The organism is Streptomyces lavendofoliae (genome assembly GCF_014649735.1).
In the GTDB taxonomy this organism is placed as follows: domain Bacteria; phylum Actinomycetota; class Actinomycetes; order Streptomycetales; family Streptomycetaceae; genus Streptomyces; species Streptomyces lavendofoliae.
In genome coordinates this window covers 246,024-269,637 of the sequence record NZ_BMTP01000008.1, presented here as the reverse complement: position 1 = coordinate 269,637, position 23,614 = coordinate 246,024, and the positions used below count along the sequence as shown (strand labels likewise).

Below are 23,614 nucleotides of genomic sequence, written 5' to 3'. Positions count from 1 at the left end.
TCGCACGGTTCCCCCGCCTTCCCCCCGAAGGCCCGGCGATCATTGCACGCCGGGAGCTGCGGGAGAAAGGGTGATTACCCGCCAGTGCGGGGATGGGTGCGCCATCGAGTGGGGGGACTCCACCTGACGTGAGCGGCCGGGAACAGCAGAGGGCGGTGCCCCGGTTCCTGCGAACCGGGGCACCGCCCTCTGCTGTCAGCGGTCCGTCAGGAGGCGGACTGGCCGCCCAGGTGGTGGACCCGGACCATGTTGGTCGTGCCGGGGACGCCGGGGGGCGAGCCGGCGGTGATGATCATGGTGTCGCCGGCGTTGTAGCGCTGGAGCTTCAGCAGCTCCGCGTCGACGAGGTCGACCATCGCGTCGGTGTTGTCGACGTGGGGGACCACGAAGGACTCGACGCCCCAGCTCAGGGCGAGCTGGTTACGGGTGGAGACCTCCGTGGTGAAGGCGAGGATCGGCTGCTGCGCGCGGTAGCGGGAGAGGCGGCGCGCGGTGTCGCCCGACTTGGTGAAGGCGATGAGGGCCTTGCCGTCCAGGAAGTCCGCGATCTCGGCGGCAGCGCGGGCGACCGAACCGCCCTGGGTGCGCGGCTTCTTGCCGGGGACCAGGGGCTGGAGGCCCTTGGAGAGAAGCTCCTCCTCGGCCGCCGTGACGATCTTCGACATCGTCTTGACGGTCTCGATCGGGTAGGCGCCGACCGAGGACTCGGCGGACAGCATGACCGCGTCCGCGCCGTCGAGGATCGCGTTGGCGACGTCGGACGCCTCGGCGCGGGTCGGGCGGGAGTTGGTGATCATCGACTCCATCATCTGGGTCGCCACGATCACCGGCTTGGCGTTGCGGCGGCACATCTCGATGAGACGCTTCTGCACCATCGGCACCCGCTCCAGCGGGTACTCGACGGCCAGGTCGCCGCGGGCCACCATCACGCCGTCGAACGCCATCACGACGTCCTGCATGTTCTCGACGGCCTGCGGCTTCTCCACCTTGGCGATGACCGGCACGCGGATGCCGACCTCGTCCATCACCTTGTGGACGTCCTTGACGTCGTCGGCGTTGCGCACGAAGGACAGGGCGACCAGGTCGCAGCCCATCCGCAGCGCGAACCGCAGGTCCTCGACGTCCTTCTCGGACAGGGCCGGGACGTTCACGGCGGCACCCGGCAGGTTGATGCCCTTGTGGTCGGAGATGACCCCGCCCTCGACGACGATCGACTTGACGCGCAGGCCGTCGACCTCGATGACGCGCAGCTCGACGTTGCCGTCGTTGATCAGGATCTGGTCGCCCTTGGAGACGTCGCCGGGCAGGCCCTTGTAGGTGGTGCCGCAGATGGACTTGTCGCCGGGGACGTCCTCGGTGGTGATGGTGAACTCGTCGCCGCGGACCAGTTCGACCGGCCCTTCGGCGAAGGTCTCCAGGCGGATCTTGGGGCCCTGGAGGTCCGCGAGGACCCCCACGGCCCGGCCCGTGTCCGCGGCGGCCTGACGGAGGCGGTGGTACCGCTCCTCGTGCTCAGCGTGGGATCCGTGGCTCATGTTGAAGCGGGCCACGTTCATACCGGCCTCGATGAGAGCTTTCAGCTGCTCGTACGAGTCGACGGCGGGGCCCAGTGTGCAGACGATTTTGGAACGGCGCATAAGGCGGATCCTATCGGTTTGTTTCACTGCGGAATATTCCGTCTGGTGGAATGTACAAGTGGGCGGACCGGCGCTCAATCGTGGGGCTCAATGGGCCGGAGAAGTGACCAGCGAGTAGGTTTGCCGGGCGATTTCCAGCTCCTCGTCCGTCGGCACCACGGCGACCGCCACCCGGGCGTACTCGGGCGAGATCAGCCGGGGCTCGCCGGAGCGCGCCGCGTTGAGCCCGGCGTCCACCGCCAGGCCCAGCTCCTCCAGGCCGGCGACGGCTGCCTCCCGCACCGGGGCGGCGTTCTCGCCCACCCCGGCCGTGAAGGCCACCGCGTCGACCCGGCCGAGCACCGCGTAATAGGCGCCGATGTACTTCTTCAGCCGGTGGATGTAAATGTCGAACGCGAGGCGCGCCCGCTCGTCGCCCTCATCGATCCGCCGGCGGATCTCCCGCATGTCATTGTCGCCGCAAAGCCCCACCAATCCGCTCTTCTTGTTCAGCAGGACATCGATCTCATCGGTCGACATTCCGCCCACTCGCTTGAGGTGGAAAACGACCGCCGGATCGATGTCGCCCGAGCGGGTACCCATCACGAGCCCTTCCAAGGGGGTCAATCCCATCGAGGTGTCCACGCACCGGCCGCCGCGCACCGCCGACGCCGAGGCGCCGTTGCCCAGGTGCAGCACGATCACGTTCACCTCGGCCGGGTCCTTGCCCAGCAGCCCGGCCACCCGGCGGGAGACGTACGCGTGGGACGTGCCGTGGAAGCCGTAGCGGCGGATGCGGTGCGCGTCCGCGGTCTCCACGTCGATGGCGTACCGCGCCGCGTGCTCCGGCATGGTGGTGTGGAACGCCGTGTCGAACACCGCCACCTGCGGCAGGTCCGGGCGCAGCGCCCGCGCCGTGCGGATGCCCGTGACGTTCGCCGGGTTGTGCAGCGGCGCGACCGGGATCAGCCGCTCGATCTCCGCCAGCACCTCGTCCGTGATCACGGTGGGCGCGGAGAACTTCAGGCCGCCGTGCACCACCCGGTGCCCGATCGCGGCCAGTTCCGGCGAGTCCAGGCCCAGTCCGTCCGCCGACAGCTCCTCGGCGACCGCCTTCAGCGCCGCCTCGTGGTCGGCGATCGGGGCGGTGCGTTCGCGCCGCTCCGCGCCGCCGCCGGTCAGCGGGGTGTGGACCAGCCGGGAGGTCTCCTCGCCGATCCGCTCGACCAGCCCGACCGCCAGGCGCGCGCCGTCGCGCATGTCGAGGAGCTGGTACTTCACCGACGAGGAGCCGGAGTTGAGGACGAGGACCCGGGTCGGGTTGCTCATGGGTTCGGTGCCTTCTGCCGTACGGGCGGTCATGCGGACGCGGTGGGCTGGGACTGGATCGCGGTGATCGCGACGGTGTTCACGATGTCGCTGACGAGCGCGCCGCGCGACAGGTCGTTGACCGGCTTGCGCAGGCCCTGGAGCACCGGGCCGACCGCCACGGCGCCCGCCGAGCGCTGGACGGCCTTGTAGGTGTTGTTGCCGGTGTTCAGGTCGGGGAAGATCAGCACCGTCGCCTGGCCGGCGACCTCCGAGCCCGGCAGCTTGGTCGCCGCGACGGACGGCTCGACGGCCGCGTCGTACTGGATCGGGCCCTCGATCTTCAGCTCCGGGTGCGCCTCGCGGACCAGCTTCGTCGCCTCGCGCACCTTGTCGACGTCCGCGCCGGAGCCCGAGGTGCCCGTCGAGTACGACAGCATCGCGATCCGCGGCTGCACCCCGAACCGGGCGGCCGTGGCGGCCGACTGGACGGCGATGTCGGCGAGCTGCTCGGCGTTCGGGTCGGGGTTGACGGCGCAGTCGCCGTACACCAGCACCCGGTCGGCCAGGCACATGAAGAAGACGGACGACACGATCGACGCGTCGGGCTTGGTCTTGATGATCTCGAAGGCCGGCCGGATGGTCGCCGCGGTGGAGTGCACCGAGCCCGACACCATGCCGTCGGCCAGGCCCTCCTGCACCATCAGCGTGCCGAAGTAGTTCACATCCGCCACCACGTCGTACGCCAGCTCCACGCTCACCCCCTTGTGGGCGCGCAGCTCGGCGTACCGCTCGGCGAACCGCTGGCGCAGCTCGCTCGTCGCCGGGTCGATCAGCTGCGTGTGCTTCAGGTCGATGCCGAGGTCGGCGGCCTTCTTGCGGATGACCTCGACGTCGCCCAGCAGCGTCAGTTCGCACACGTCGCGGCGGACGAGGACGTCGGCGGCGCGCAGCACGCGCTCCTCCGCGCCCTCGGGCAGCACCACGCGGCGCCGGTCCGCCCGGGCCTGCTCCAGCAGGTCGTGCTCGAACATCATCGGCGTGACCCGGCCGGTGCGCGCCACCGAGATCCGCTTCAGCAGGTCGCCCGCGTCCACGTGCCGCTCGAACAGCCCGAGCGCGGTCTCGGCCTTGCGGGGCGTCGCCGCGTTCAGCCTGCCCTCCAGCGAGAACAGCTCCGCGGCCGTCGGGAAGCTGTTGCCGTTCACGGAGATCACCGGGGTGCCGGGGGCCAGTCGCCCGGCGAGGGTGAGGATCTCCCGGCTGGGCCGCTCGTTCAGCGTCAGCAGGACGCCCGCGATCGGCGGCGTCCCGGCCGAGTGGGCCGCCAGCGCGCCCACCACCAGGTCGGCGCGGTCGCCGGGGGTGACCACCAGGCAGCCGGGGGTCAGGGCGTTGAGGAAGTTCGGCAGCATGGCGCCGCCGAAGACGAAGTCCAGGGCGTCACGCGCCAGCCCGGAGTCGTCGCCCAGCACCACCTCGGCGCCCAGCGCCTGGCGGATCTGCGCGACCGTGGGCGCGGACAGCGCGGGCTCGTCGGGCAGGACGTAACAGGGGACGGGCAGTCGGGCGGCGAGGCGCTCGGCGAGCGCCTCGCGGTCCTCGGGTGCCACCCGGTTGGCGACCATGGCGAGGATGTCGCAGCCCAGGCTCTCGTACGCCCGGAACGCGTTGCGCGTCTCGGCGCGGACCGACTCGGCGGTCTGGCCCTTACCGCCGACCACGGGTATCACCGAGGCGCCGAACTCGTTGGCGAGCCGGGCGTTGAGGGCCAGCTCCTCGGGCAGTTGCGTGGCGTGGAAGTCCGTGCCGAGCACCAGCACGACCTCGTAGTCCCGGGCCACCCGGTGGAAGCGCTCGACGAGCTGGGCGACCAGTTCGTCGGTGCCCTTCTCGGCCTGGAGGGCGGACGCCTCCTGGTAGTCCATGCCGTAGACGGTGGCCGGGTCCTGCGACAGCCGGTAGCGGGCCCGCAGCAGGTCGAAGAGGCGGTCGGGACCGTCGTGCACCAGGGGCCGGAACACCCCCACGCGGTCCACCTGGCGGGTGAGGAGCTCCATGACTCCCAGCTCCACGACCTGCCGGCCGTCCCCGCGGTCGATCCCGGTCACGTACACGCTGCGCGCCACGCAAGCTCTCCTGTCCAAGGTGAAGGTGAAATCGGAGGTGAAGGTAAACGTCGAGGTGGAGTCGGTCCCGGAGGTGAAGTCCGGGGCGGTCCGGGGCGGCCCGGGGCCGGATCCGAGGCGGAGCCCCGGGTTGCGGGTCGGTCGACGTTCGGGGTGAACGTCGAGGTGGGCGGGGGTGGAGGTGACGGTGGGACTCAGGACGAAGGTCGAACATCGGACAAGGGTGTGAACAAAAAACCCCGTAGGGGTGGCCATACCCTCTTGACAATACCTCTGGCGCTGGGTAGGGCGCCCGCCAGGCGTCTGGCCTGCGGAGACGGGGGAACCCGGGGGCCGGGAGGGCCCTGCGCGCGGGCGGCGTGAGCACGAGCGGGACGCCCGTCGTGGGACAATTCGGTAAGGCTCCCCCGTACCACTACCGAGCAGGAGACACGGCACGATGCGCATCGGAGTTCTCACCGCAGGCGGCGACTGCCCCGGCCTGAACGCAGTGATCCGGTCGGTCGTGCACCGTGCCATGACCGGCCACGGCGACGAGGTGATCGGCTTCGAGGACGGGTTCAAGGGTCTGCTGGACGGCCACTACCGCCCCCTCGACCTGAACGCGGTCAGCGGCATCCTGGCCCGGGGCGGCACCATCCTGGGGTCCGCCCGCCTGGAGCGCGCGCGGCTGCGGGAGGCCGCCGAGAACTGTGACGAGCTGCAGCGGCGGTACGGCATCGACGTCCTCATCCCCATCGGCGGCGAGGGCACGCTGACCGCCGCCCGGATGCTGTCGGACGCGGGGATGCCCGTGGTCGGCGTACCGAAGACGATCGACAACGACATCTCCTCCACCGACCGCACCTTCGGTTTCGACACGGCGGTGATGGTGGCGACGGAGGCCATAGACCGTCTGAAGACCACCGCCGAGTCCCACCAGCGGGTGATGGTGGTGGAGGTGATGGGCCGGCACGCCGGCTGGATCGCCCTGGAGTCGGGCATGGCGGGCGGCGCGCACGGCATCTGCCTGCCCGAGCGGCCCTTCGAGGTCGACGACCTGGTGAAGATGGTCGAGGAGCGCTTCGCGCGCGGCAAGAAGTTCGCCGTCATCTGTGTCGCGGAGGGCGCGCACCCGGCGGAGGGCTCGATGGAGTACGCCAAGGGCGCCATCGACCAGTTCGGCCACGAGCGCTTCGAGGGGATCGGCAACCGGCTCGCCGTCGAGCTGGAGCGGCGCCTGGGCAAGGAGGCCCGGCCGGTCATCCTGGGCCATGTCCAGCGGGGCGGCGTGCCGACCGCGTACGACCGCGTCCTCGCGACCCGCTTCGGCTGGCACGCGGTCGAGGCGGCGCACCGCAAGGAGTTCGGCAACATGACGGCGCTGCGCGGGACCGACGTGGTGATGGTGCCGCTCGCCGAGGCGGTCACACAGCTCAAGACGGTGCCGGCCAACCGGATGTACGAGGCGGAGTCGGTGTTCTGACCCGCTTCGCCCACGTTCGCCCCGAACGGCCTTGACCGCCTCCTCCGCCGGCGATCAAGGCCGTTTTCCACTCTTGAGCCGCGTCGCGGAATCGACCAGGCTTACCGCTGTCCAGGACATGTCCCGGCCGCGTCCCGGTGCGCGGGTGGTGGGGCGACGGAGGGAGGGCGCGTGGCCGACGGGGAGCAGGCCCCCGATCCACGCGGGGCGCGCGACCCCGCCGAATTCGTCGAGCGGCTCCAGGCCCTCAAGGACTGGTCGGGCCTGACCTACCGCGAGCTGGCCGCCCGGGCCGAGGCGGTCGGTGACGTCCTGCCCCGCTCGACCGTGGCGAACATGCTCGCCCGCCCCTCGGTGCCCCGCGAGGAGCTGCTCCGGGCGTTCGTCCGGGCCTGCGGGGCAGGTCCCGAGGTCCTGGAGGTCTGGCTCGCCGTACGCGAGGAGCTGGCGTCACGGGGGAACCACGGCGGTACGGACGGCGGCCGGGCCCTGTCCTGGCCGGGTGCGGCCGGGGGCGACGAGGCGGGCGACGCCTCCACCCGGGGGGACGGCGGGGGCGCCGGCCCGGGGGCGGGGGCGTCCCGGTGGCAGCGGCTGGTCGTGCCCGTAACGGCCGTCCTGACGCTGGTGGTCGCGGTCCTCACGGTCGTGGCGTTCCTGCGGGGCGACGGCGAGCCCGCCCACCGGCCACCGGACGCCGGCGCGACCGCGCCGTCCGCCGGGCCCGTGCACGTGCGGGCCGTGCACTCCGGTCTGTGCCTCAACGAGCGGCGCGGACAGGAGAGCGGACAGGTGTACCAGGTGCCGTGCGCCGGGGCGGTCGTGCCGCGCTACTCCCTCGTCCCGCTGGACGGCGGGCTGTGGACGCTCCGTTCGGACCACCCCGACTTCGGGGCCGGCTGCGCCGGGATCCCCGCCGAAACCGCCCGGCGGGACGGGGCGCCCCTGGTGGACCAGGAGTGCGGCCGGCGGGGCCCGGGCGAGGCGTTCCGCATCGAGCCGGTCACCGGCCCCCACGAGGGCTACCGCGTCCGGTCGGCCCACTCAGGGCTGTGCCTGGAGGTGCGGGAGGGCTCGTCCGAGCCCTGGGCGGACGTCGTCCAGCGGGTGTGCGACGACACCGGCGCCGGGCAGGTGTTCAGCTTCGACCGGCGCACGGCGGCGTAGGGCTCACAGCCGGGCCAGCTCCCAGAAGTGCTCGACCACCCGCGCCAGGTACTGCCGGCCCGCCTCGCCGCCGCTGCCGCCGGTCACGTCCGAGCCCCAGCTGTTCGTCGCCACCATCCGCGACTGGTAGTCGGCGTACAGCTGCTGGAGCACGCCCTCCAGGTGCCGGCGGTTCATCGGCAGCATCTTGGCCGCCGGTTTGACGTACGCCTGCCAGCGCGTCGTCGCCGCGCTGCGCAGCAGGTCCGCCAGCTCCTCGTCCCGGCCGGTCGCGGTGATGAGTTCACGCGGGCCGAGGGACAGCGCCTCCGCGAGGGCGGCGGTCTGGCGCTCGTTGCCGCGCCAGCGGCCGGACTCCTCCATGCGCAGGTACGCCTTGGTGTCGAGGCCGACGCGGCGGGCGAGGTCCTCCGGCGCGACGGCCCGCGCGATGCGGTGCTCGCGCAGGGTGGTGGCGGCGGCCAGCAGCTCGCCGGGCGAGCACCACAGGACGCCGGCGAGGGCGGTGAGCTCCCGGGCGTCGGGTGCGGAGACACCGCGTTCCCAGGCGATGACGGTCTCGGGCGGAACGCCGAGGCCGTACTGGGCGCGCAGGCCGTAGGCCACGTGGGCGGGGGCCATTCCCAGCGCCTCGCGCAGTCGGCGCGCGGCGAGGGCGTTGAACGGTGGGGACGGGGGAGAGGGGTGCACGCCGCACACCGTAGGAGCGGAGGGTCACCTTTGGCTACGGTCGGTTCGCCCAAGGCCAAATGTCGTAGGAACGTCCAGAAGCGCCGCTCGTGCCCTACCTGTCGGTAATTTACCCCGGGCCGCCGGTCGGCGCCGGGAGCCAGCGGTACTGCAGCTCGGGGCGGCCGACCTGGCCGTACTGCGGGCTGCGCGCCGCCCGCCCGGACGCCACGAGGTGCTCCAGGTAGCGCCGGGCGGTGATCCGCGAGATGCCGACCGCCGCGCCCGTCTCGGTCGCCGTGAGCCCGGTGGCCGACTCGCGCAGGGTGCGGGTGACGGCCGTCAGCGTCGGAGCGCTGAGCCCCTTGGGCAGGGCGGCGGGCTGCGGGGTGCGCAACGCGGCGAGCGCCCGGTCCACCTCCTCCTGGCCCGACGCCTCTCCGGCGGCGGCGCGGAACTCGGCGTAGCGGGTGAGGCGGTCGCGCAGGGTGGGATAGGTGAACGGCTTCAGCACGTACTGGACCACGCCCAGCGAGACGCCCTCGCGCACGATCGCCAGCTCGCGCGCGGAGGTGACCGCGATGACGTCGGCGTGGTGGCCGGCGGCCCGCAGCGACCGCAGCAGGTGCAGGCCGTGCCCGTCCGGCAGGTAGAGGTCGAGGAGGATCAGGTCGACGGCCGTCCGCTCCAGCAGCCGCACGGCGGCGGCCCGCGAGTGGGCCACCCCGACGACGGTGAAGCCCGCGACCCGGCCCGCGTACAGGGCGTGGGCGTCCGCCGCGACCGGGTCGTCCTCCACCACCAGGACCCGGATGGCCGCCCCGGCTTCCGCAGTCATGACGCCGTCCCCGCGCCCCGGCCGGACCCGGCCGGCGCCGGCCCCGCCGTCCCGTGCGCCGCGTCCGCCCCGTCCGGCGCGTCCGTCCCCGGCGCCCCGTGCGCGGCGTGCACCGCGTGCGCCCCGCCCGCCCCGTGCGCGGCGTGCACCGCGTGCGCCCCGCCCGCCCCGTGCGCCGCGTCCGCCCCGTCCGCCCCGTCCGGCGCCACGGGGGCCAGGGGTAGGCGCACGGTGAACTCCGCGCCCCCGTCAGGCCCCTGGCCCAGCGCGACGGTGCCCCGCGCCCGGTGCGCGGTCTGGCGTACGAGGGCGAGCCCCAGGCCCCGGCCCGGACCCCGGGTGGACCAGCCGCGCTCGAAGACGGCGTCGTGGTCGTCCGGCCCGACGCCGGGGCCGGAGTCGGCGACCCGCAGCAGCAGTTCACCGGCGTCCTCGTCCACCCGCGCGGTCACCGTGACCCGCGAGACGGCCGTGCCCCGGGCGGCCTCCAGGGCGTTGTCGATCAGGTTGCCCAGCATCGTCACCAGGTCGCGCGCCGGCAGCGACGGCGGCAGGACACCGTCGTCGATCCGGCTGTCCCGCGTGAGCTCCAGCTCCACGCCCCGCTCGTTCGCCTGGGCCGCCTTGCCCAGCAGCAGGGCGGCCAGCACCGGCTCGGCGACCGCGTCGACCACCCGGTCCGTCAGCACCTGTGCCAGCTCCAGCTCGGCCGTCGCGAATTCGACCGCCTCCTCCACCCGGCCCAGCTCGATCAGCGACACCACCGTGTGCAGCCGGTTCGCGGCCTCGTGCGCCTGTGACCGCAGCGCCTGGCTGAACCCGCGCTCCGAGTCCAGCTCGCCCGACAGCGCCTGCAACTCCGTGTGGTCCCGCAGCGTCACCACCGTCCCGCGCCGCTCACCGCCCACCACCGGCCGGGTGGACACCACCAGCACGCGGTCGGCCGTCAGGTGCAGCTCGTCCACCCGCGGCTCGCCGGAGAGCAGCGCGCCGGTCAGCGACGGCGGCAGGCCGAGGGCGGCGACCGGTGTGCCCACCGCCCCGGGGCCCAGGCCGAGCAACTCCCGCGCCCCGTCGTTGACCAGCGCGATCCGCCGCCGCCCGTCCAGCATCACCAGGCCCTCGCGCACCGCGTGCAGCGCGGCCTGGTGGTAGTCGTGCATCCGGCTCAGCTCGGCGGCGTTCATCCCGTGCGTGTGCCGCCGCAGCCGCGCGTTGATCACGTACGTACCCGCGCCGCCGAGCGCCAGGGCCGCGCCCGCCATCCCGAGCAGCGCGGTGACCTGCCCCCGCAGCTGCGCGCTGATCCGCTCCACGGTGATGCCCGCGCTGACGAGGGCGACGACCTCCCCCCGGTCGTACACCGGCGCCACCGTCCGCACCGAGCGCCCGAGCGTTCCCCGGTAGGTCTCGGAGTACGTCTCGCCGCGCCGGGCGGCGCCGATGTGCCCGAGGTACTTCCTCCCGATCTCCTCGGGCTGCGGGTGCGTCCAGCGCGTCCCGTCCGGCGACATGATCGTCACGAAGGTCACCCCCGGCTCGCCGACCAGCGAGACGGCGTACGGCTGAAGGGCGGCGGTCGGGTCCTCCGAGCGTGCCGCCGCCACGACCGCCGGGGAGCGGGCGACCGCCGTCGCGGTCGCCGTCGTCTGCCGGCGCGCGGTCTCCTCGGCCTGACCGCGGTCGTCGGCGTACGCGAACAGCGCGCATCCGGCCACGACGGCGGCGACCAGCACGACCTGCATCGCGAAAAGCTGGCCGGCGAGGCTGCGGGGGCGGGTGGGCGGGATGCGCATGGGCCAAGTCTGCCTGTCCGAAAATGTGTGAACGAAAGGTACGCAACGGTGACCGCGGTCACAAGCTGAGAGATGGTCTCGGGGATCCACAGGGACAGTGGAGCGACTCACCGAGGAGGACCCCGTGGCCGCACGACGGGACCGTACCCACTATCTGTATCTGGCCGTCATCGCGGCGGTCGTGCTCGGCATCGCCGTGGGCTTCGCCGCCCCGGGGGTGGCCGTCGAGCTGAAGCCCCTGGGTACCGGCTTCGTGAACCTGATCAAGATGATGATCTCCCCGATCATCTTCTGCACGATCGTGCTGGGCGTCGGCTCGGTCCGCAAGGCCGCCAAGGTCGGCGCGGTCGGCGGGCTGGCGCTGGGCTACTTCATGGTCATGTCGACCGTCGCCCTGGCCATCGGCCTGGTCGTCGGCAACCTGCTGGAGCCCGGTGCGAGCCTGCGTCTCACCGACGAGGTCGCCGCCGCGGGCGAGAAGCAGGCGTCGGGCGCCAGTGAGGGCACCGCCGACTTCCTCCTCGGGATCATCCCCAAGACGCTGGTCTCCGCCTTCACCGAGGGCGAGGTCCTCCAGACGCTGCTGGTCGCGCTGCTGGCGGGCTTCGCGCTCCAGGCGATGGGCAGGTCCGGCGAGCCGGTGCTGCGGGGCATCGGGCACATCCAGCGCCTGGTCTTCCGCATCCTCGCGATGATCATGTGGGTCGCCCCGGTGGGCGCGTTCGGCGCCATCGCCGCCGTGGTGGGCGAGACCGGTGTCGACGCGCTGAAGTCGCTCGCCGTCATCATGATCGGCTTCTACCTGACCTGCGCCCTGTTCGTCTTCGTCGTCCTCGGCACCCTGCTGCGGCTGGTGGCGGGCGTGAACATCCTGACGCTGCTGAAGTACCTGGGCCGGGAGTTCCTGCTGATCCTGTCCACCTCCTCCTCCGAGTCCGCGCTGCCGCGCCTGATCGCGAAGATGGAACACCTGGGCGTGAGCAAGCCCGTCGTCGGCATCACCGTCCCGACCGGCTACTCCTTCAACCTGGACGGCACCGCCATCTACCTGACGATGGCGTCCCTCTTCGTCGCCGAGGCGATGGGCGACCCGCTCTCGGTCGGCGAGCAGATCTCGCTCCTGGTCTTCATGATCATCGCTTCGAAGGGCGCGGCCGGTGTGACCGGTGCCGGTCTGGCCACGCTGGCCGGCGGCCTCCAGTCGCACCGCCCCGAACTGGTCGACGGCGTGGGCCTGATCGTCGGCATCGACCGCTTCATGAGCGAGGCGCGCGCGCTGACCAACTTCGCGGGCAACGCGGTCGCCACCGTCCTGGTCGGCACCTGGACCAAGGAGATCGACAAGGCGCGGGTCGCCGAGGTCCTCGCCGGGAAGGTGCCGTTCGACGAGAAGACCCTGGTGGACGACCACGCCCCGGCGGCCGACGACACCGACGAACTCCCCGAAGCGCGCGAGCCCGTCAAGGTCTGACGCACGGACGCGGGAGGCACGGCCGCGGGACGCACGCGGGGGGTGCGGACTCGGCGTACCGGCACGGCGGGACGGCACGGCGGGACGGCCGGACCGCGCGGGAGGCACCTCCCGCGCGGTCCGGCCGCTCCCGCCCGTACCGCCGGTAACAGGAACGTGTCATCGTAGGACCACTTCTGGCATGTGCATGAAGGGATCCCCCATGACGCGTCTTCCCGCACTGCTCGCGCTCACCCTGACGCTCGCCCTCGGCTCGGTCACCGCCTCCGCCGCCGAGGAGCCCCCGACCGCGCTGCGCGACGTCGTCGTCGTCGGCAACAGCGCCGACGGCACGGTGAGCTTCATCGACGCCCGTACGTACGAGAACCTCGGCTCCCTCGACGTCGTCCCCGACCTCGACGCGATCCTCGCCGGCATGGACCCGATCCGCCGGGCCGCCTACGAGATCGTCAGGCAGCAGGCGGGCGGCGACAAGTTCGTCGACGACGCCCACCTCTCGCCCGACGGCCGCACCCTCTACGTCTCCCGGGGCAACCTCGGCGACGCCGCCGCCTACGACATCGCCACCGGGCGCCAGCTGTGGCGCACCCACCTCGACGGCCTCAAGGCCGACCACGCCGCCCTCTCCCCGGACGGCCGCACCTTCGTCGTCTCCGCCATCACGGCCGCCAAGGCCCAGGCGCTGGACACCGCGACCGGCCGCGTCACCGGGGAGTTCGCCACCGGCACGTACCCGCACGAGAACATGTACTCGGCGGATGGCAGCCGCATCTACAACATGTCCATCGGCATCACCTCCTTCCCCAAGGCCCTCAACGCCCTCAAGGGCACCAAGCAGGTCACCGTCGCCGATGCCACCACCTGGAAGGTGCTGCGCACCTACGCCTTCGACAAGGGGGTGCGCCCGGCGGTGATCACGCCCGACGGGAGGACGATGTACGCCCAGCTCTCCTACCTCAACGGCTTCATCGAGTACGACCTCGACGCCGGGCGCACCGTCCGCACGGTCCAGATGCCGTTCAGCGCGGCGGGCGCGGCCCTGAAGGCCGACGACTACCCGCAGAACTCCGCCCACCACGGCATGGCCATGAACGGCGCGAACGACAAGCTCTGCATGGCCGGCACCATCGACGACTACACGGCCGTCGTCTCCCGCCCGGGCCTGACCACCGACGGGTTCGTCCACTACGAGCAGGGCGCCCTGCCCTACTGGTCCCTGACCGGCCCGGGCGGCGACCACTGCTTCGTGACCCTCTCCAACCGCGACGAGGTGTCGGTCGTGGACTACCGCACGGCGAAGGAGGTCGCCCGGGTGAAGGTCGGCGACTTCCCGCAGCGCGAGCGGGCCGGGAAGGTGGCGGCGGACGCCCTGTCCGGGCTGGACCGCTGAGGCCGGTCAGGTCTCCAGCGACGCCACCAGCTCCGCCGCCCGCCCCGCGGGCATCCCCGCCGAGATCAGCATCGTCTGCGCGGCGGACCGGCCGGCCCGGTCCGCCGCGAGGGCGCCCGCGTTCACGGCCTCCATCAGCCCGAACAGCACCTGCTCGTGCACGTACGCGAGGGCCGCGGCGGACAGCGGGGAGGCGAACACGCCCTCCTCCAGGCCCCGCCGCAGCACCGCCGCGCAGGCCTCGCGCACCGGCGTGAGGCGCTCCCGGATGCCCTCCATCGTGATGCTGCGCTGCGCGAGGGCCACCAGGAGCCGGTAGCGGTCGGCGATCTCCCACACCGCGAGCGTGGCCCGGGCCAGCGCCTCGGCGGGGTCCTCCACGCCCTCGCGCCCGCTCGCGTGCGCCTGGGCCACCGACTCGACCGCGCTGTCGACGAGGGCCGCGATCAACGCCTCCCGGCTGGGGAAGTGCCCGTAGACCGTCCGACGCACCACGCCGGCGGCCCGGGCGATCTGGTCCATGGAGGCGTCCGGGTCGCGCAGCAGCTCGGTGAGGGCCACCTGCTCGATGCGGCGCCGGTTGGCATCGGCTCGTCCAGAAGTCACGCCCTCATTTTGCACATGGCTGTGCAGTCGCGTAACTTGCACAGCAATGTGTAATTGCACACTGCTGTGCAAGTAAGTGTCGTCGGAAGGGTGGAACGAGCCATGCGCCTCGTCATGAACGAGCCGGTGGAGGGGATGGAGCGGCCGTACGCCAAGCGCTGGTGGGCACTGCTCGTGCTGTGCCTGAGCCTGTTGATCATCGTGATGGCGAACACCGCCCTCACCGTCGCCGCGCCCGACATGACCCAGGACCTCGGGCTCACCAGCTCCGACCTCCAGTGGGTCATCGACGGATACACCGTTCCGTACGCCGCGCTGATGCTGCTGCTCGGCGCGATCGGCGACAAGTACAGCCGGCGCGGCGCGCTCGTCCTCGGGCTCGTCGTCTTCGGCGCCGGCTCGGTCGCCGGCTCGCTCGTCGACTCCTCCACCGGAGTCATAGCCGCCCGGGCGGTGATGGGTGTCGGAGCGGCGATGATCATGCCCGCCACCCTGTCGCTGCTCGCCGCGACCTTCCCGCGCGCCGAGCGCGCCAAGGCCATCGTGCTGTGGACGGCCACCGCCGGTCTCGCCATCGCCGCCGGACCGCTGGTCGCGGGCGCGCTGCTGGAGAACCACGGCTGGGCGTCCACGTTCCTCATCAACGTGCCGGTCGCCGCCCTCGCGATCGTCGGCGCCCTCACCCTCGTACCGCCGTCGAAGGCGGCCCGGCACGGGCGCATCGACTACGTCGGCGGGCTGCTGTCCGTCGTCTGGACCGGCGCCCTCGTCTACATGATCATCCAGGGGCCGCACTTCGGCTGGGACGCCAAGGCCGTCGGGGCGGCGGTCGTCGCGGGCGCGGGGCTCGTCGCCTTCGTCGCCTGGGAACTGCGCCACCCGCGTCCCGTGCTGGACGTCCGCCGCTTCCTGGACCGCGGCTTCGCCGGCTCCAACCTGGCCGTCGCGCTGTTCTTCCTCGCCGTCTTCGGCGCGTTCTACTACCTGACCCAGCACCTGCAGTTCGTGCTCGGATACGACCCGTTCGACACGGGCGTGCGGATGCTGCCGCTGGCCGGCGCGGTGTTCGTCGGCTCGGCGCTGACCGGCCTCCTCACCCCGCGCCTCGGCATGAAGGTCACGGTCACCGCCGGCATGGCCCTGGGTACGCTCGCCCTCGCGCTGCTGACGCGGGTGGACGCCGCCTCCGGGTACGGGGACTTCGTCGCCCCGCTGGTCATCCTGGGCGTCGCGATCGGCCTGGCGCTGTCCCCGTGCACCGACGCCATCATGGGCGCGTTCCCCGAGTCGGAGCTGGGCGTCGGCGGCGCCGTCAACGACACGTCGCTGGAGCTGGGCGGCTCGCTCGGCATCGCGCTGCTCGGCTCGGTGCTCGCCTCCTCCTACTCCTCGCACCTCGCCGACGCCGCGCACGGCACGGGGCTGCCGGCCACCGCCCTGGAGACGGCCCAGGACTCCGTCGGCGCCGGGTACGCCGTCGCGCAGGGCGTCGCCGACAAGGCCGCCCACGCCACAGCCCCGGAGCAGGCCGCGCAACTCGCCGAGGGCGCCCGGCGGATGACCGAGGCGGTCGGCTCGGCCTTCTCCGACGCGGTCGCCCACACCAGCCTCGTCGGCGCGGCGATCCTGGCCGTCGGCACGGTCCTGGTGGCCGTCCTCCTGCCGGGGCGCACGGCGCGTGCGGCGGCACGGACCGAGGACCGCGAGCCGGAACGGGTCTGAGCCCCCGCGGGGCCGGGTCCGTGACGTGCCGCCGGGGGGCGGCACGTCACGGACCGGACGGCTCCCGCCGCCGCGGCCGGGCGCGCACCGCTGTTGCCTTGACGTCCACGTCAAGCAATACCGTCAGGGCCATGCGAATCGGCGAGCTGGCGAAGCGCGCGGGTACGACCACCCGGACCCTGCGCTACTACGAGTCCCGTGGCCTGCTGCGCGCCCGGCGCGCGGACAACGGCTACCGCACGTACGACGAGGACGACCTGCGGCTGCTCCAGCAGATACGGACCCTTCAGGACTTCGGGTTCGGGCTGGAGGAGACCCGGCCGTTCGTCGACTGCCTGCGCGCCGGTCATCCGGCCGGGGACGCGTGTCCCGCCTCGCTCGACGTCTACCGCCGCAAGCTCGATGAGCTGGACGGTCTGATCGGCCAGTTGCGGTCGGTGCGCGCCGAGGTCGCCGCCCGGCTCGCGCTCGCGACGGGGACGCCCGAACCCCGCTGTCAATTCGAGAGGACGACGGAATGATCCACGCCCAGGGAGTACCCGAGGTGACGGACGCCGACTTCGACGCCGAGGTCCTGTCCGCCGACGGTCCGGTGCTGGTCGAGTTCACGGCCGACTGGTGCGGACCCTGCCGCCAGCTGGCCCCCGTGCTGAGCGCGGTCGCCGAGGAGGAGGCGGGCCGGCTCAAGGTGGTGCGGATCGACGCGGACACCAACCCCGGGACGGTGACGCGCTACGGGGTGCTGTCGATGCCGACCCTGCTGGTCTTCCGGGCCGGTGAACCGGTGAGGTCGATGGTCGGCGCCCGCCCCAAGCGCCGCCTGCTCCAGGAACTGGAGGACGTCCTGGCCTGAGTGCCCCCGGAAAAGAAAGAACGCCCCGGTCGATTGACGACCGGGGCGTTTCTTCGCGTATATTGAGATATTCGTGTGCGGAAAGGAAAAAGCGCACACGGAAGTTCAATAAACGCACTGTATCGCGTCAGGAGTCGGATTGTCAACCGAGGAATATCGGAAAGAGCAGCAATTCATCAATGAGCTCTACGCGCGACTCGACCACCTGCGCGACCAGGCGGAGACCGCCGTCACGGCCGCCCTCAAGGGCGTGGGGACCGGGTTCCAGGCGCGGCTGGAGCGCGATGTGCTGGTCGCCGAGCAGTCCGGCCTGCTGGCCGCGTTCGACGCGGGCGAGACCGGCCTGTGTTTCGGGCGGCTCGAATTCCGGGACGGCCGCGACCACCACATCGGGCGCATCGGCGTCCGCGAGGACGACGAGGAACGCACCCCGCTCGTCGTCGACTGGCGCGCCGAGGTGGCCCGGCCGTTCTACCTCGCCACCGGCTACGAGCCCATGGGCCTCCGCCGCCGGCGCCACATCACCACCAAGGGGCGTGACGTCACCGCCCTGCACGACGAGATCCTCGACCTCACCGACACCACCCGCACCGGACACGAGAGCCGCGACGCCGACGAGGTCCTGCTCGCCGCGCTCGACGCCGCCCGCACCGGCCGCATGAGCGACATCGTCCAGACCATCCAGGCCGAGCAGGACCGCGTCATCCGCGCCCCGCACCAGGGCGTCCTCGTCGTCGAGGGCGGCCCCGGCACCGGCAAGACCGCCGTCGCGCTGCACCGCGCCGCGTACCTGCTCTACGCGTACCGCGAGCAGCTCGCCCGCCGTGCCGTCCTCATCGTCGGACCCAACCCGGCCTTCCTCGGCTACATCGGCGAAGTCCTGCCCGCGCTGGGCGAGACGGGCGTCCTGCTGGCCACCCCGGGCGAGCTGTTCCCCGGCGTCCGCGCCACCGGCACCGAGACCCCCGAGGCCGCCGAGATCAAGGGCCGGGCGAGCATGGCCGACGTCCTCGCCCGAGTCCTGCGCGACCGGCAGACCGTGCCGCCCACCGACGCGCCCCTGGAGATCGACCACGACGACTACGGCACCCTCCTGCTCGACCGGAACATGGCCGAGGACGCCCGCTGGGACGCCCGGGGCACCGGCCTGCCGCACAACCTCGCCCGCCCGCGCTTCGCGTTCCGGATCATCGACGCGCTCACCGACCAGCTCGCCGAACGGCTCGGCGCCGACCCCTTCGGCGGGCCCAACCTGCTCGACCCCGCCGACATCACCCAGATGCGCAAGGAGATCGCCGCGAGCCCCCACGTGCACGCCGCGATCGACGAACTGTGGCCCACGCTCACCCCGCAGGAGCTCGTCGCCGCGTTCCTCGCCGCCCCGGACGGCTATCTCCCCGACGGCGAGGCCGAGTTCGTCCGCAGGGCGGACGGCCCCTGGACCGAGTCCGACGTACCGCTCCTCGACGAGGCCGCCGAACTGCTCGGCGAGGACGACACGGCCGCCCGCGCCGCCGCCGAGCGCGAGCGCAGCGCCCGGATCGCCTACGCCCAGGGCGTGCTGGACGTCAGCTACGCCTCCCGGACGTACGAGTTCGAGGACGAGGAGTCCGAGGTGCTCGGCGCCCACGACATCATCGACGCCGAACGGTTCGCCGAGCGCCACGAGGAGGCCGACCACCGCAGCGCCGCCGAGCGCGCCGCCGCCGACCGCACCTGGGCGTTCGGGCACGTCATCGTCGACGAGGCGCAGGAGCTGTCCGCCATGGCGTGGCGCCTGCTGATGCGCCGCGCCCCCACCCGCTCCATGACGCTGGTCGGCGACCCGGCCCAGACCGGCGACGCGGCCGGCTGCGGCTCCTGGCAGGACATCCTCGGCCCCTACGTCGGCGACCGCTACGCGCACGTGCGCCTCGGCGTCAACTACCGCACCCCCGCCGAGATCATGGAGGTCGCGGCGGCGGTGCGCCGCACCGAGGACCCGGACTTCACCCCGCCCCGCTCGGTGCGCTCCACGGGCGTGGCCCCCTGGGAGACGACCACGACCGACCTGGCGGCCGAGGTCGCCGAAGCGGTCCGCCGCGAACACCCCGCCGAGGGCCGGCTCGCCGTCATCGCCCCGGCGGGCCGGCTCGCGGCCATCGGCGAGGCCCTGCCCGGTGCCGCGCACGGCCCGGACCCCGACCTCACCCGGCCGGTCGTCCTGCTGGAGCCCCGGCAGGCGAAGGGCCTGGAGTTCGACACGGTGATCGTCGCCGACCCGGACGGCATCCGCTCCGGCGGGCCGCACGGCGTCAACGACCTGTACGTGGCGCTGACCCGCGCCACCCAGCGGCTGGGGGTGGTGCGGATCGGCGGGTGAGCCGGCGGCCTCCCCGCGGACCGCGCGCCGGGATCACCCGCGCGGGGCCGCCGGCCCGCACGGACTCGACGGCATGCACGACGGCGCGGCGCGGCCCCCGGGGCGGGTGGGCCGGAGGACCGGTCGGCCCGGTCCCCCGGCCCGTCCGCCTCGCCGTCCGTGTCACCGGCCGGTCAGGCCGGCTTCAGCCACACCGTCGCCAGCGGCGGCAGCGTCAGCCGGACCCGCCCGCCCTCCGGCTTCACCGGATCGGCGTTGCGCACCCCGCTGCCGCCGTACTCCGCCGCGTCGGTGTTCAGGACCTCCGCCCACGCGGCGATCCGGTCCGGCACCCACAGCCCGTAGTCCTCACGCACCACCGGGGAGAAGTTGCTCACCGACAGCAGCGGAGCGCCCTGCGCGTCGTAACGCAGGAAGGCGAAGACGTTGTCCTCGGCCGCGTCGCCCAGCGACCACTGGAAGCCCTCGGGGACGGTGTCCCGCTCCCACAGCGCCGGGGTCGCCGTGTACACCGCGTTCAGGTCGCGGACCAGGTCCCGCACGCCCCGGTGGTCACCCGCCGAGTGGTAGTCGTCCGCCGTGAGCCACCACTCCGGGCCGTGGGCCTCCGACCACTCGGCGCCCTGCGCGAACTCCTGCCCCATGAACAGCAGTTGCTTGCCGGGGTGGGCCCACATGAAGCCGAGGTAGGCCCGCTGGTTGGCGCGCCGCTGCCACCAGTCGCCGGGCATCTTGGTGACCAGCGCCTGCTTGCCGTGCACCACCTCGTCGTGGGAGATCGGCAGCACGTAGTTCTCGCTGTACGCGTACACCATCGAGAAGGTCATCTCGTTGTGGTGGTACTTGCGGTGCACCGGCTCCTTGGAGACGTACACCAGCGAGTCGTGCATCCAGCCCATGTTCCACTTCAGCCCGAACCCCAGGCCGCCGGTGTCGGTGGGGCGCGTGACGCCCTCCCAGGCCGTGGACTCCTCGGCGATGGTCACCACACCCGGGCAGCGGCGGTAGACGGTGGCGTTCATCTCCTGGAGGAACGCCACCGCGTCGAAGTTCTCCCGCCCGCCGTGCTCGTTGGGGACCCACTCGCCGCCCTCGCGCGAGTAGTCCAGGTACAGCATCGAGGCGACGGCGTCGACCCGCAGGCCGTCGATGTGGAACTCCTCGCACCAGTAGACGGCGTTGGCCACGAGGAAGTTGCGGACCTCGGTGCGGCCGTAGTCGAACTCCAGGGTGCCCCAGTCGGGGTGCTCCGCGCGCCGGGGGTCGGGGTGCTCGTACAGCGGCGTGCCGTCGAAGCGGGCCAGCGCCCAGTCGTCCTTGGGGAAGTGCGCCGGCACCCAGTCCACGATCACGCCGATCCCGGCCCGGTGACAGGCGTCCACGAAGAACCGGAAGTCGTCCGGGGTGCCGAGCCGGGCCGTGGGCGCGTAGAAGCCGGTGACCTGGTAGCCCCAGGAGGGGGTGTAGGGGTGCTCGGCGACCGGCATCAGCTCCACATGCGTGAAGCCCAGCTCCTTCACGTACGCCGGCAGCGCCTCGGCCAGCTCCCGGTACGACAGCCCCGGCCGCCAGGACGGCAGGTGCACCTCGTACACCGAGAAGGGCGCCTCGTGGACCGGACGGTCGCCGCGGTGCGCCATCCAGTCGCCGTCCTGCCACGCGTAGTGCGAGGCGGTCACGATGGACGCCGTCTCCGGCGGGCACTGGGTGCGGCGGGCCATCGGGTCGGCGCGCAGCGAGCAGTGCCCGTCGGGCCCGGTGACGGCGAACTTGTACAGCTCGCCCTCGCCCAGCCCGGGGACGAACAGCTCCCAGACCCCGGTGCCGCCCAGCGACCGCAGCGGCAGGCCGGTGCCGGCGTCCCAGTAGTTGAACGCGCCGACCAGCCTCACCCCGCGCGCGTTGGGCGCCCACACCGTGAAGCGCGTGCCGCCGACGCCCTGGTGGGTCATGGGGTGGGCGCCGAGCGCCTTCCACAGCTCCTCGTGCCGGCCCTCGCCGATCAGGTACAGGTCCAGCTCGCCGAGCGCGGGCAGGAAGCGGTACGGGTCGTCCGTCTCGACGACCCCGGAGTCGTAGGCCACCTGGAGCGTGTACGCCGGCACCTCGGACAGCGGCAGCACCGCCGAGAACAGTCCGTCACCGTCGTCGTGCAGCTCGGTGCGGGCCCCGTCCACCAGCACCGCCACACTCGTGGCGCACGGGCGCAGGGCCCGGACGGCGATCCCGCCCTCGACCGGGTGGGCGCCCAGCAGCGCGTGCGGGTCGTGGTGCTCGCCCGCCAGCAGCCGCCCCCGGTCGGCGGGGTCAAGCGGCGGCGCGGCGGGGACGCCGTCGCCGCCGCTCCGGGGGCGGGGCGTCGCGCCGGGCGGCGGCACCGGCAGGGCGGTGGCGTCCCCCAGCGGGGTCTGCTTGACGGCAGGGGCCTTCTTGGCCGCCGGGGCGGCGGGGTTGCGGGTGGGACGACGGGGGGTCACGGGGGAAAGCCTCCTCAAGGGCGTTCACATCACGGAGTGGTGGTCTGCGCGGCCAGGCGGTGGATGGCCGCCATCGGGACCGGAAGCCAGTCGGGGCGGTGCCGGGCCTCGTACAGCACCTCGTACACCGCCTTGTCCGTCTCGTACGCGCGCAGCAGCGCGGGCTCGTCACGCGGGTCGGTGCCCGAGGTCTCGGCGTAGCCGGTGCAGTAGGCGTCCCGGCACCGTTCGGCCCAGTCCGGATTCCAGGGGCGGTGCGAGCGGGCCGCGTAGTCGAAGGAGCGCAGCATGCCGGCCACGTCCCGTACCGGCGGCTGGGGGCGGCGGCGCTCGGCGAGCGGCTTCGCGGGCTCTCCCTCGAAGTCGATCATCGACCAGTCGCCGTCCCGGGTGCGCAGGGTCTGCCCCAGGTGCAGGTCGCCGTGGACGCGCTGGGCCCGCCACAGCCCGCTGCCCGAGCGGATCCCGGCGACCGCCTCGAACGCGGCGCGCAGCCCGGGGACGTAGGGCGTCAGCGTGGGCACCGCCTGCGCGGCGGCGTCCAGGCGGCGGCTCATCCCGTGGACCAGGTTCTCGGTCTGCGGGCGGCCCAGGGCGACCGTCGGCAGGGCGTCGGCCAGCGCGGTGTGGACCTCGGCGGTGGCCCGGCCGAGCGCCCGCGCCTCGGTGGTGAAGTCGCGCCCGGCGCCGAGCGCGTCCAGGGCGAGCCGCCAGCCGTCCTGCGACCCGCGCAGGTACGGCTGGAGCACGCCCAGGGTGCTGGCCTCGGGCCGGCCGTTGGCGGTCTCGTACCAGGCGACCGGCGCCGGGACGCGGGCGCAGCCGGCGCGGGCGAGCGCCAGCGGCAGCTCCAGGTCCGGGTTGGCGCCCGGGTAGACCCGGCGGAACACCTTCAGGATGTACGCGTCGCCGTACACCAGTGAGGAGTTGGACTGCTCGGCGTCCAGGACGCGGGGCGTGAGGTTCTCGGGGATGGCGACGGTCCTGGAGAACCGCAGCGGACCCAGCGGGCCGGGTGTGCGCAATCGTTCCAGCAGGAGCGCGGCGAGCCGTGGGTCGTTGAGTCCCTCGTAGATCGTGCGCCCGGCGAGCGGGCCGTCCGTGACGTGGCCGATCAGGGCCGGCGCGAGCTGCGGCGGCAGGCTGGTGCGGACGCCCAGCAGCAACTGGTAGCAGTCGCTCTGGGGGGCGGTGTCGGGGCCCGGCTGCTGGACCCGTACGAGCAGGTGCAGCAGGCCGGGGCCGGTGGAGTCGAGCGGGAGCAGTTCGGTCACCGAGACCAGGGCGAAGCCGGTGACGGGGCGCCCCTTGCCGGCGAACCAGCGCTGGCGTGGCAGCCATTCGTGGAGCAGTGGCACCAGTGAGGGGAGCAGGGCGACCGGGGCCCGGGCGGTGGATGCGGTCTCCGACATGGCAGCGCGTCCTTTCCCCGGGCACTACGAAATGCACAGAACGTGCAGAGTGTCCCGGAATGCGGCGAGTGCTGTCCGGCTGTGCGGGACGTGTCGGGCGGGGATGGTCGAGATAGACCCGAATCGACGTATGAGGGGGAGAGTGCCCAGGGCGGGGCGACGGAAACGCGCCCCGCCCCGATGCCTCACCCCTTCCCGGCCGCCCGGCCCCCGGAGCGGTCGGTCACCACGGGCCGGGCCCTGTCCGCCGGTGGTTCCGGTGGAGCGCCCGGTGACGGTTCGTCGGCCGCCCTGGCGGGCGCGGGGGTGCGGGCGGGCGCCGGTCCGGACGCC

17 protein-coding genes are annotated in these 23,614 nt (G+C 72.9%); 8 read left to right on the top strand and 9 right to left on the bottom strand.

The window, feature by feature from the left end; translation table 11 throughout:
* Window positions 1-206: 206 nt before the first annotated feature.
* From pyk to pta, 3 genes are all read right to left on the bottom strand, one after another.
* Window positions 207-1,637: a pyruvate kinase gene (gene pyk / locus IE109_RS17560; RefSeq protein WP_189551823.1), complete on the bottom strand. Its 1,431-nt coding sequence runs from the start codon at window positions 1,635-1,637 to the stop codon at window positions 207-209.
* An 87-nt stretch (window positions 1,638-1,724) separates the two neighbouring features.
* Window positions 1,725-2,945 carry an acetate kinase gene (locus tag IE109_RS17555; RefSeq protein ID WP_189551822.1) on the bottom strand — a complete coding sequence of 407 codons (1,221 nt, stop codon included), beginning with the start codon at window positions 2,943-2,945 and terminating at the stop codon, window positions 1,725-1,727.
* Window positions 2,946-2,974: 29 nt separating this feature from the next.
* A complete protein-coding gene (pta, locus tag IE109_RS17550) occupies window positions 2,975-5,053 on the bottom strand; it encodes a phosphate acetyltransferase (RefSeq protein ID WP_189551821.1) in 2,079 nt (692 codons plus the stop codon).
* Between the two features lie 439 nt (window positions 5,054-5,492).
* Between pta and IE109_RS17545 the strand changes: the two genes are divergently transcribed.
* On the top strand, window positions 5,493-6,518 hold the full coding sequence (locus IE109_RS17545; protein ID WP_189551820.1) for an ATP-dependent 6-phosphofructokinase: 1,026 nt from the start codon (window positions 5,493-5,495) through the stop codon (window positions 6,516-6,518).
* A 171-nt stretch (window positions 6,519-6,689) separates the two neighbouring features.
* The gene (locus IE109_RS17540; RefSeq protein ID WP_189551819.1) at window positions 6,690-7,685 is read left to right on the top strand and encodes a helix-turn-helix domain-containing protein; all 996 of its coding nucleotides are present in this window, start codon (window positions 6,690-6,692) and stop codon (window positions 7,683-7,685) included.
* A gap of 3 nt (window positions 7,686-7,688) precedes the next feature.
* On the opposite strand, the gene IE109_RS17535 is transcribed toward IE109_RS17540, so the two are convergent.
* The 3 genes from IE109_RS17535 to IE109_RS17525 form a co-directional block, all read right to left on the bottom strand.
* The gene (locus IE109_RS17535; RefSeq protein ID WP_189551818.1) at window positions 7,689-8,375 is read right to left on the bottom strand and encodes a helix-turn-helix domain-containing protein; all 687 of its coding nucleotides are present in this window, start codon (window positions 8,373-8,375) and stop codon (window positions 7,689-7,691) included.
* Between the two features lie 109 nt (window positions 8,376-8,484).
* Window positions 8,485-9,192, bottom strand: a complete 708-nt coding sequence (locus IE109_RS17530) for a response regulator (protein ID WP_189551817.1) — start codon at window positions 9,190-9,192, stop codon at window positions 8,485-8,487.
* Complete coding sequence (locus tag IE109_RS17525) at window positions 9,189-10,988, bottom strand: sensor histidine kinase (protein WP_189551816.1); 1,800 nt, start codon at window positions 10,986-10,988, stop codon at window positions 9,189-9,191. Before IE109_RS17525 ends, IE109_RS17530 begins: the two co-directional genes overlap by 4 nt.
* 124 nt (window positions 10,989-11,112) lie before the next feature.
* Here IE109_RS17525 and IE109_RS17520 point away from each other — a divergent pair, with 124 nt between their 5' ends.
* Both IE109_RS17520 and IE109_RS17515 read left to right on the top strand, forming a co-directional pair.
* On the top strand, window positions 11,113-12,459 hold the full coding sequence (locus IE109_RS17520) for a cation:dicarboxylate symporter family transporter (RefSeq protein ID WP_189551815.1): 1,347 nt from the start codon (window positions 11,113-11,115) through the stop codon (window positions 12,457-12,459).
* A 202-nt stretch (window positions 12,460-12,661) separates the two neighbouring features.
* Window positions 12,662-13,849, top strand: coding sequence for an outer membrane protein assembly factor BamB family protein (locus IE109_RS17515; protein ID WP_189551814.1), 1,188 nt, complete (start codon window positions 12,662-12,664; stop codon window positions 13,847-13,849).
* 6 nt (window positions 13,850-13,855) lie between these two features.
* Here IE109_RS17515 and IE109_RS17510 read toward each other — a convergent pair whose 3' ends face one another.
* Complete coding sequence (locus tag IE109_RS17510) at window positions 13,856-14,455, bottom strand: TetR/AcrR family transcriptional regulator (protein ID WP_229891170.1); 600 nt, start codon at window positions 14,453-14,455, stop codon at window positions 13,856-13,858.
* A gap of 102 nt (window positions 14,456-14,557) precedes the next feature.
* Between IE109_RS17510 and IE109_RS17505 the strand changes: the two genes are divergently transcribed.
* The 4 genes from IE109_RS17505 to IE109_RS17490 all read left to right on the top strand — a co-directional run bounded on the left by IE109_RS17505 (window position 14,558) and on the right by IE109_RS17490 (window position 19,392).
* Window positions 14,558-16,177 carry an MFS transporter gene (locus IE109_RS17505; RefSeq protein ID WP_189551813.1) on the top strand — a complete coding sequence of 540 codons (1,620 nt, stop codon included), beginning with the start codon at window positions 14,558-14,560 and terminating at the stop codon, window positions 16,175-16,177.
* Window positions 16,178-16,308: 131 nt separating this feature from the next.
* Entirely contained in the window at window positions 16,309-16,698 is a 390-nt protein-coding gene (locus IE109_RS17500; RefSeq protein WP_189551812.1) for a MerR family transcriptional regulator, read from the top strand.
* Complete coding sequence (gene trxA, locus IE109_RS17495; protein ID WP_189551811.1) at window positions 16,695-17,030, top strand: thioredoxin; 336 nt, start codon at window positions 16,695-16,697, stop codon at window positions 17,028-17,030. The genes IE109_RS17500 and trxA overlap by 4 nt, the downstream gene beginning before the upstream one ends.
* 139 nt (window positions 17,031-17,169) lie before the next feature.
* On the top strand, window positions 17,170-19,392 hold the full coding sequence (locus tag IE109_RS17490; protein ID WP_189551810.1) for a HelD family protein: 2,223 nt from the start codon (window positions 17,170-17,172) through the stop codon (window positions 19,390-19,392).
* Between the two features lie 173 nt (window positions 19,393-19,565).
* Here the strand turns inward: IE109_RS17490 and glgB are convergent, their stop codons facing one another.
* Both glgB and IE109_RS17480 read right to left on the bottom strand, forming a co-directional pair.
* Window positions 19,566-21,869 carry a 1,4-alpha-glucan branching enzyme gene (gene glgB / locus IE109_RS17485; protein WP_189551809.1) on the bottom strand — a complete coding sequence of 768 codons (2,304 nt, stop codon included), beginning with the start codon at window positions 21,867-21,869 and terminating at the stop codon, window positions 19,566-19,568.
* A gap of 29 nt (window positions 21,870-21,898) precedes the next feature.
* Window positions 21,899-23,281: a maltokinase N-terminal cap-like domain-containing protein gene (locus IE109_RS17480; protein WP_189551808.1), complete on the bottom strand. Its 1,383-nt coding sequence runs from the start codon at window positions 23,279-23,281 to the stop codon at window positions 21,899-21,901.
* Between the last annotated feature and the right edge of the window lie 333 nt (window positions 23,282-23,614).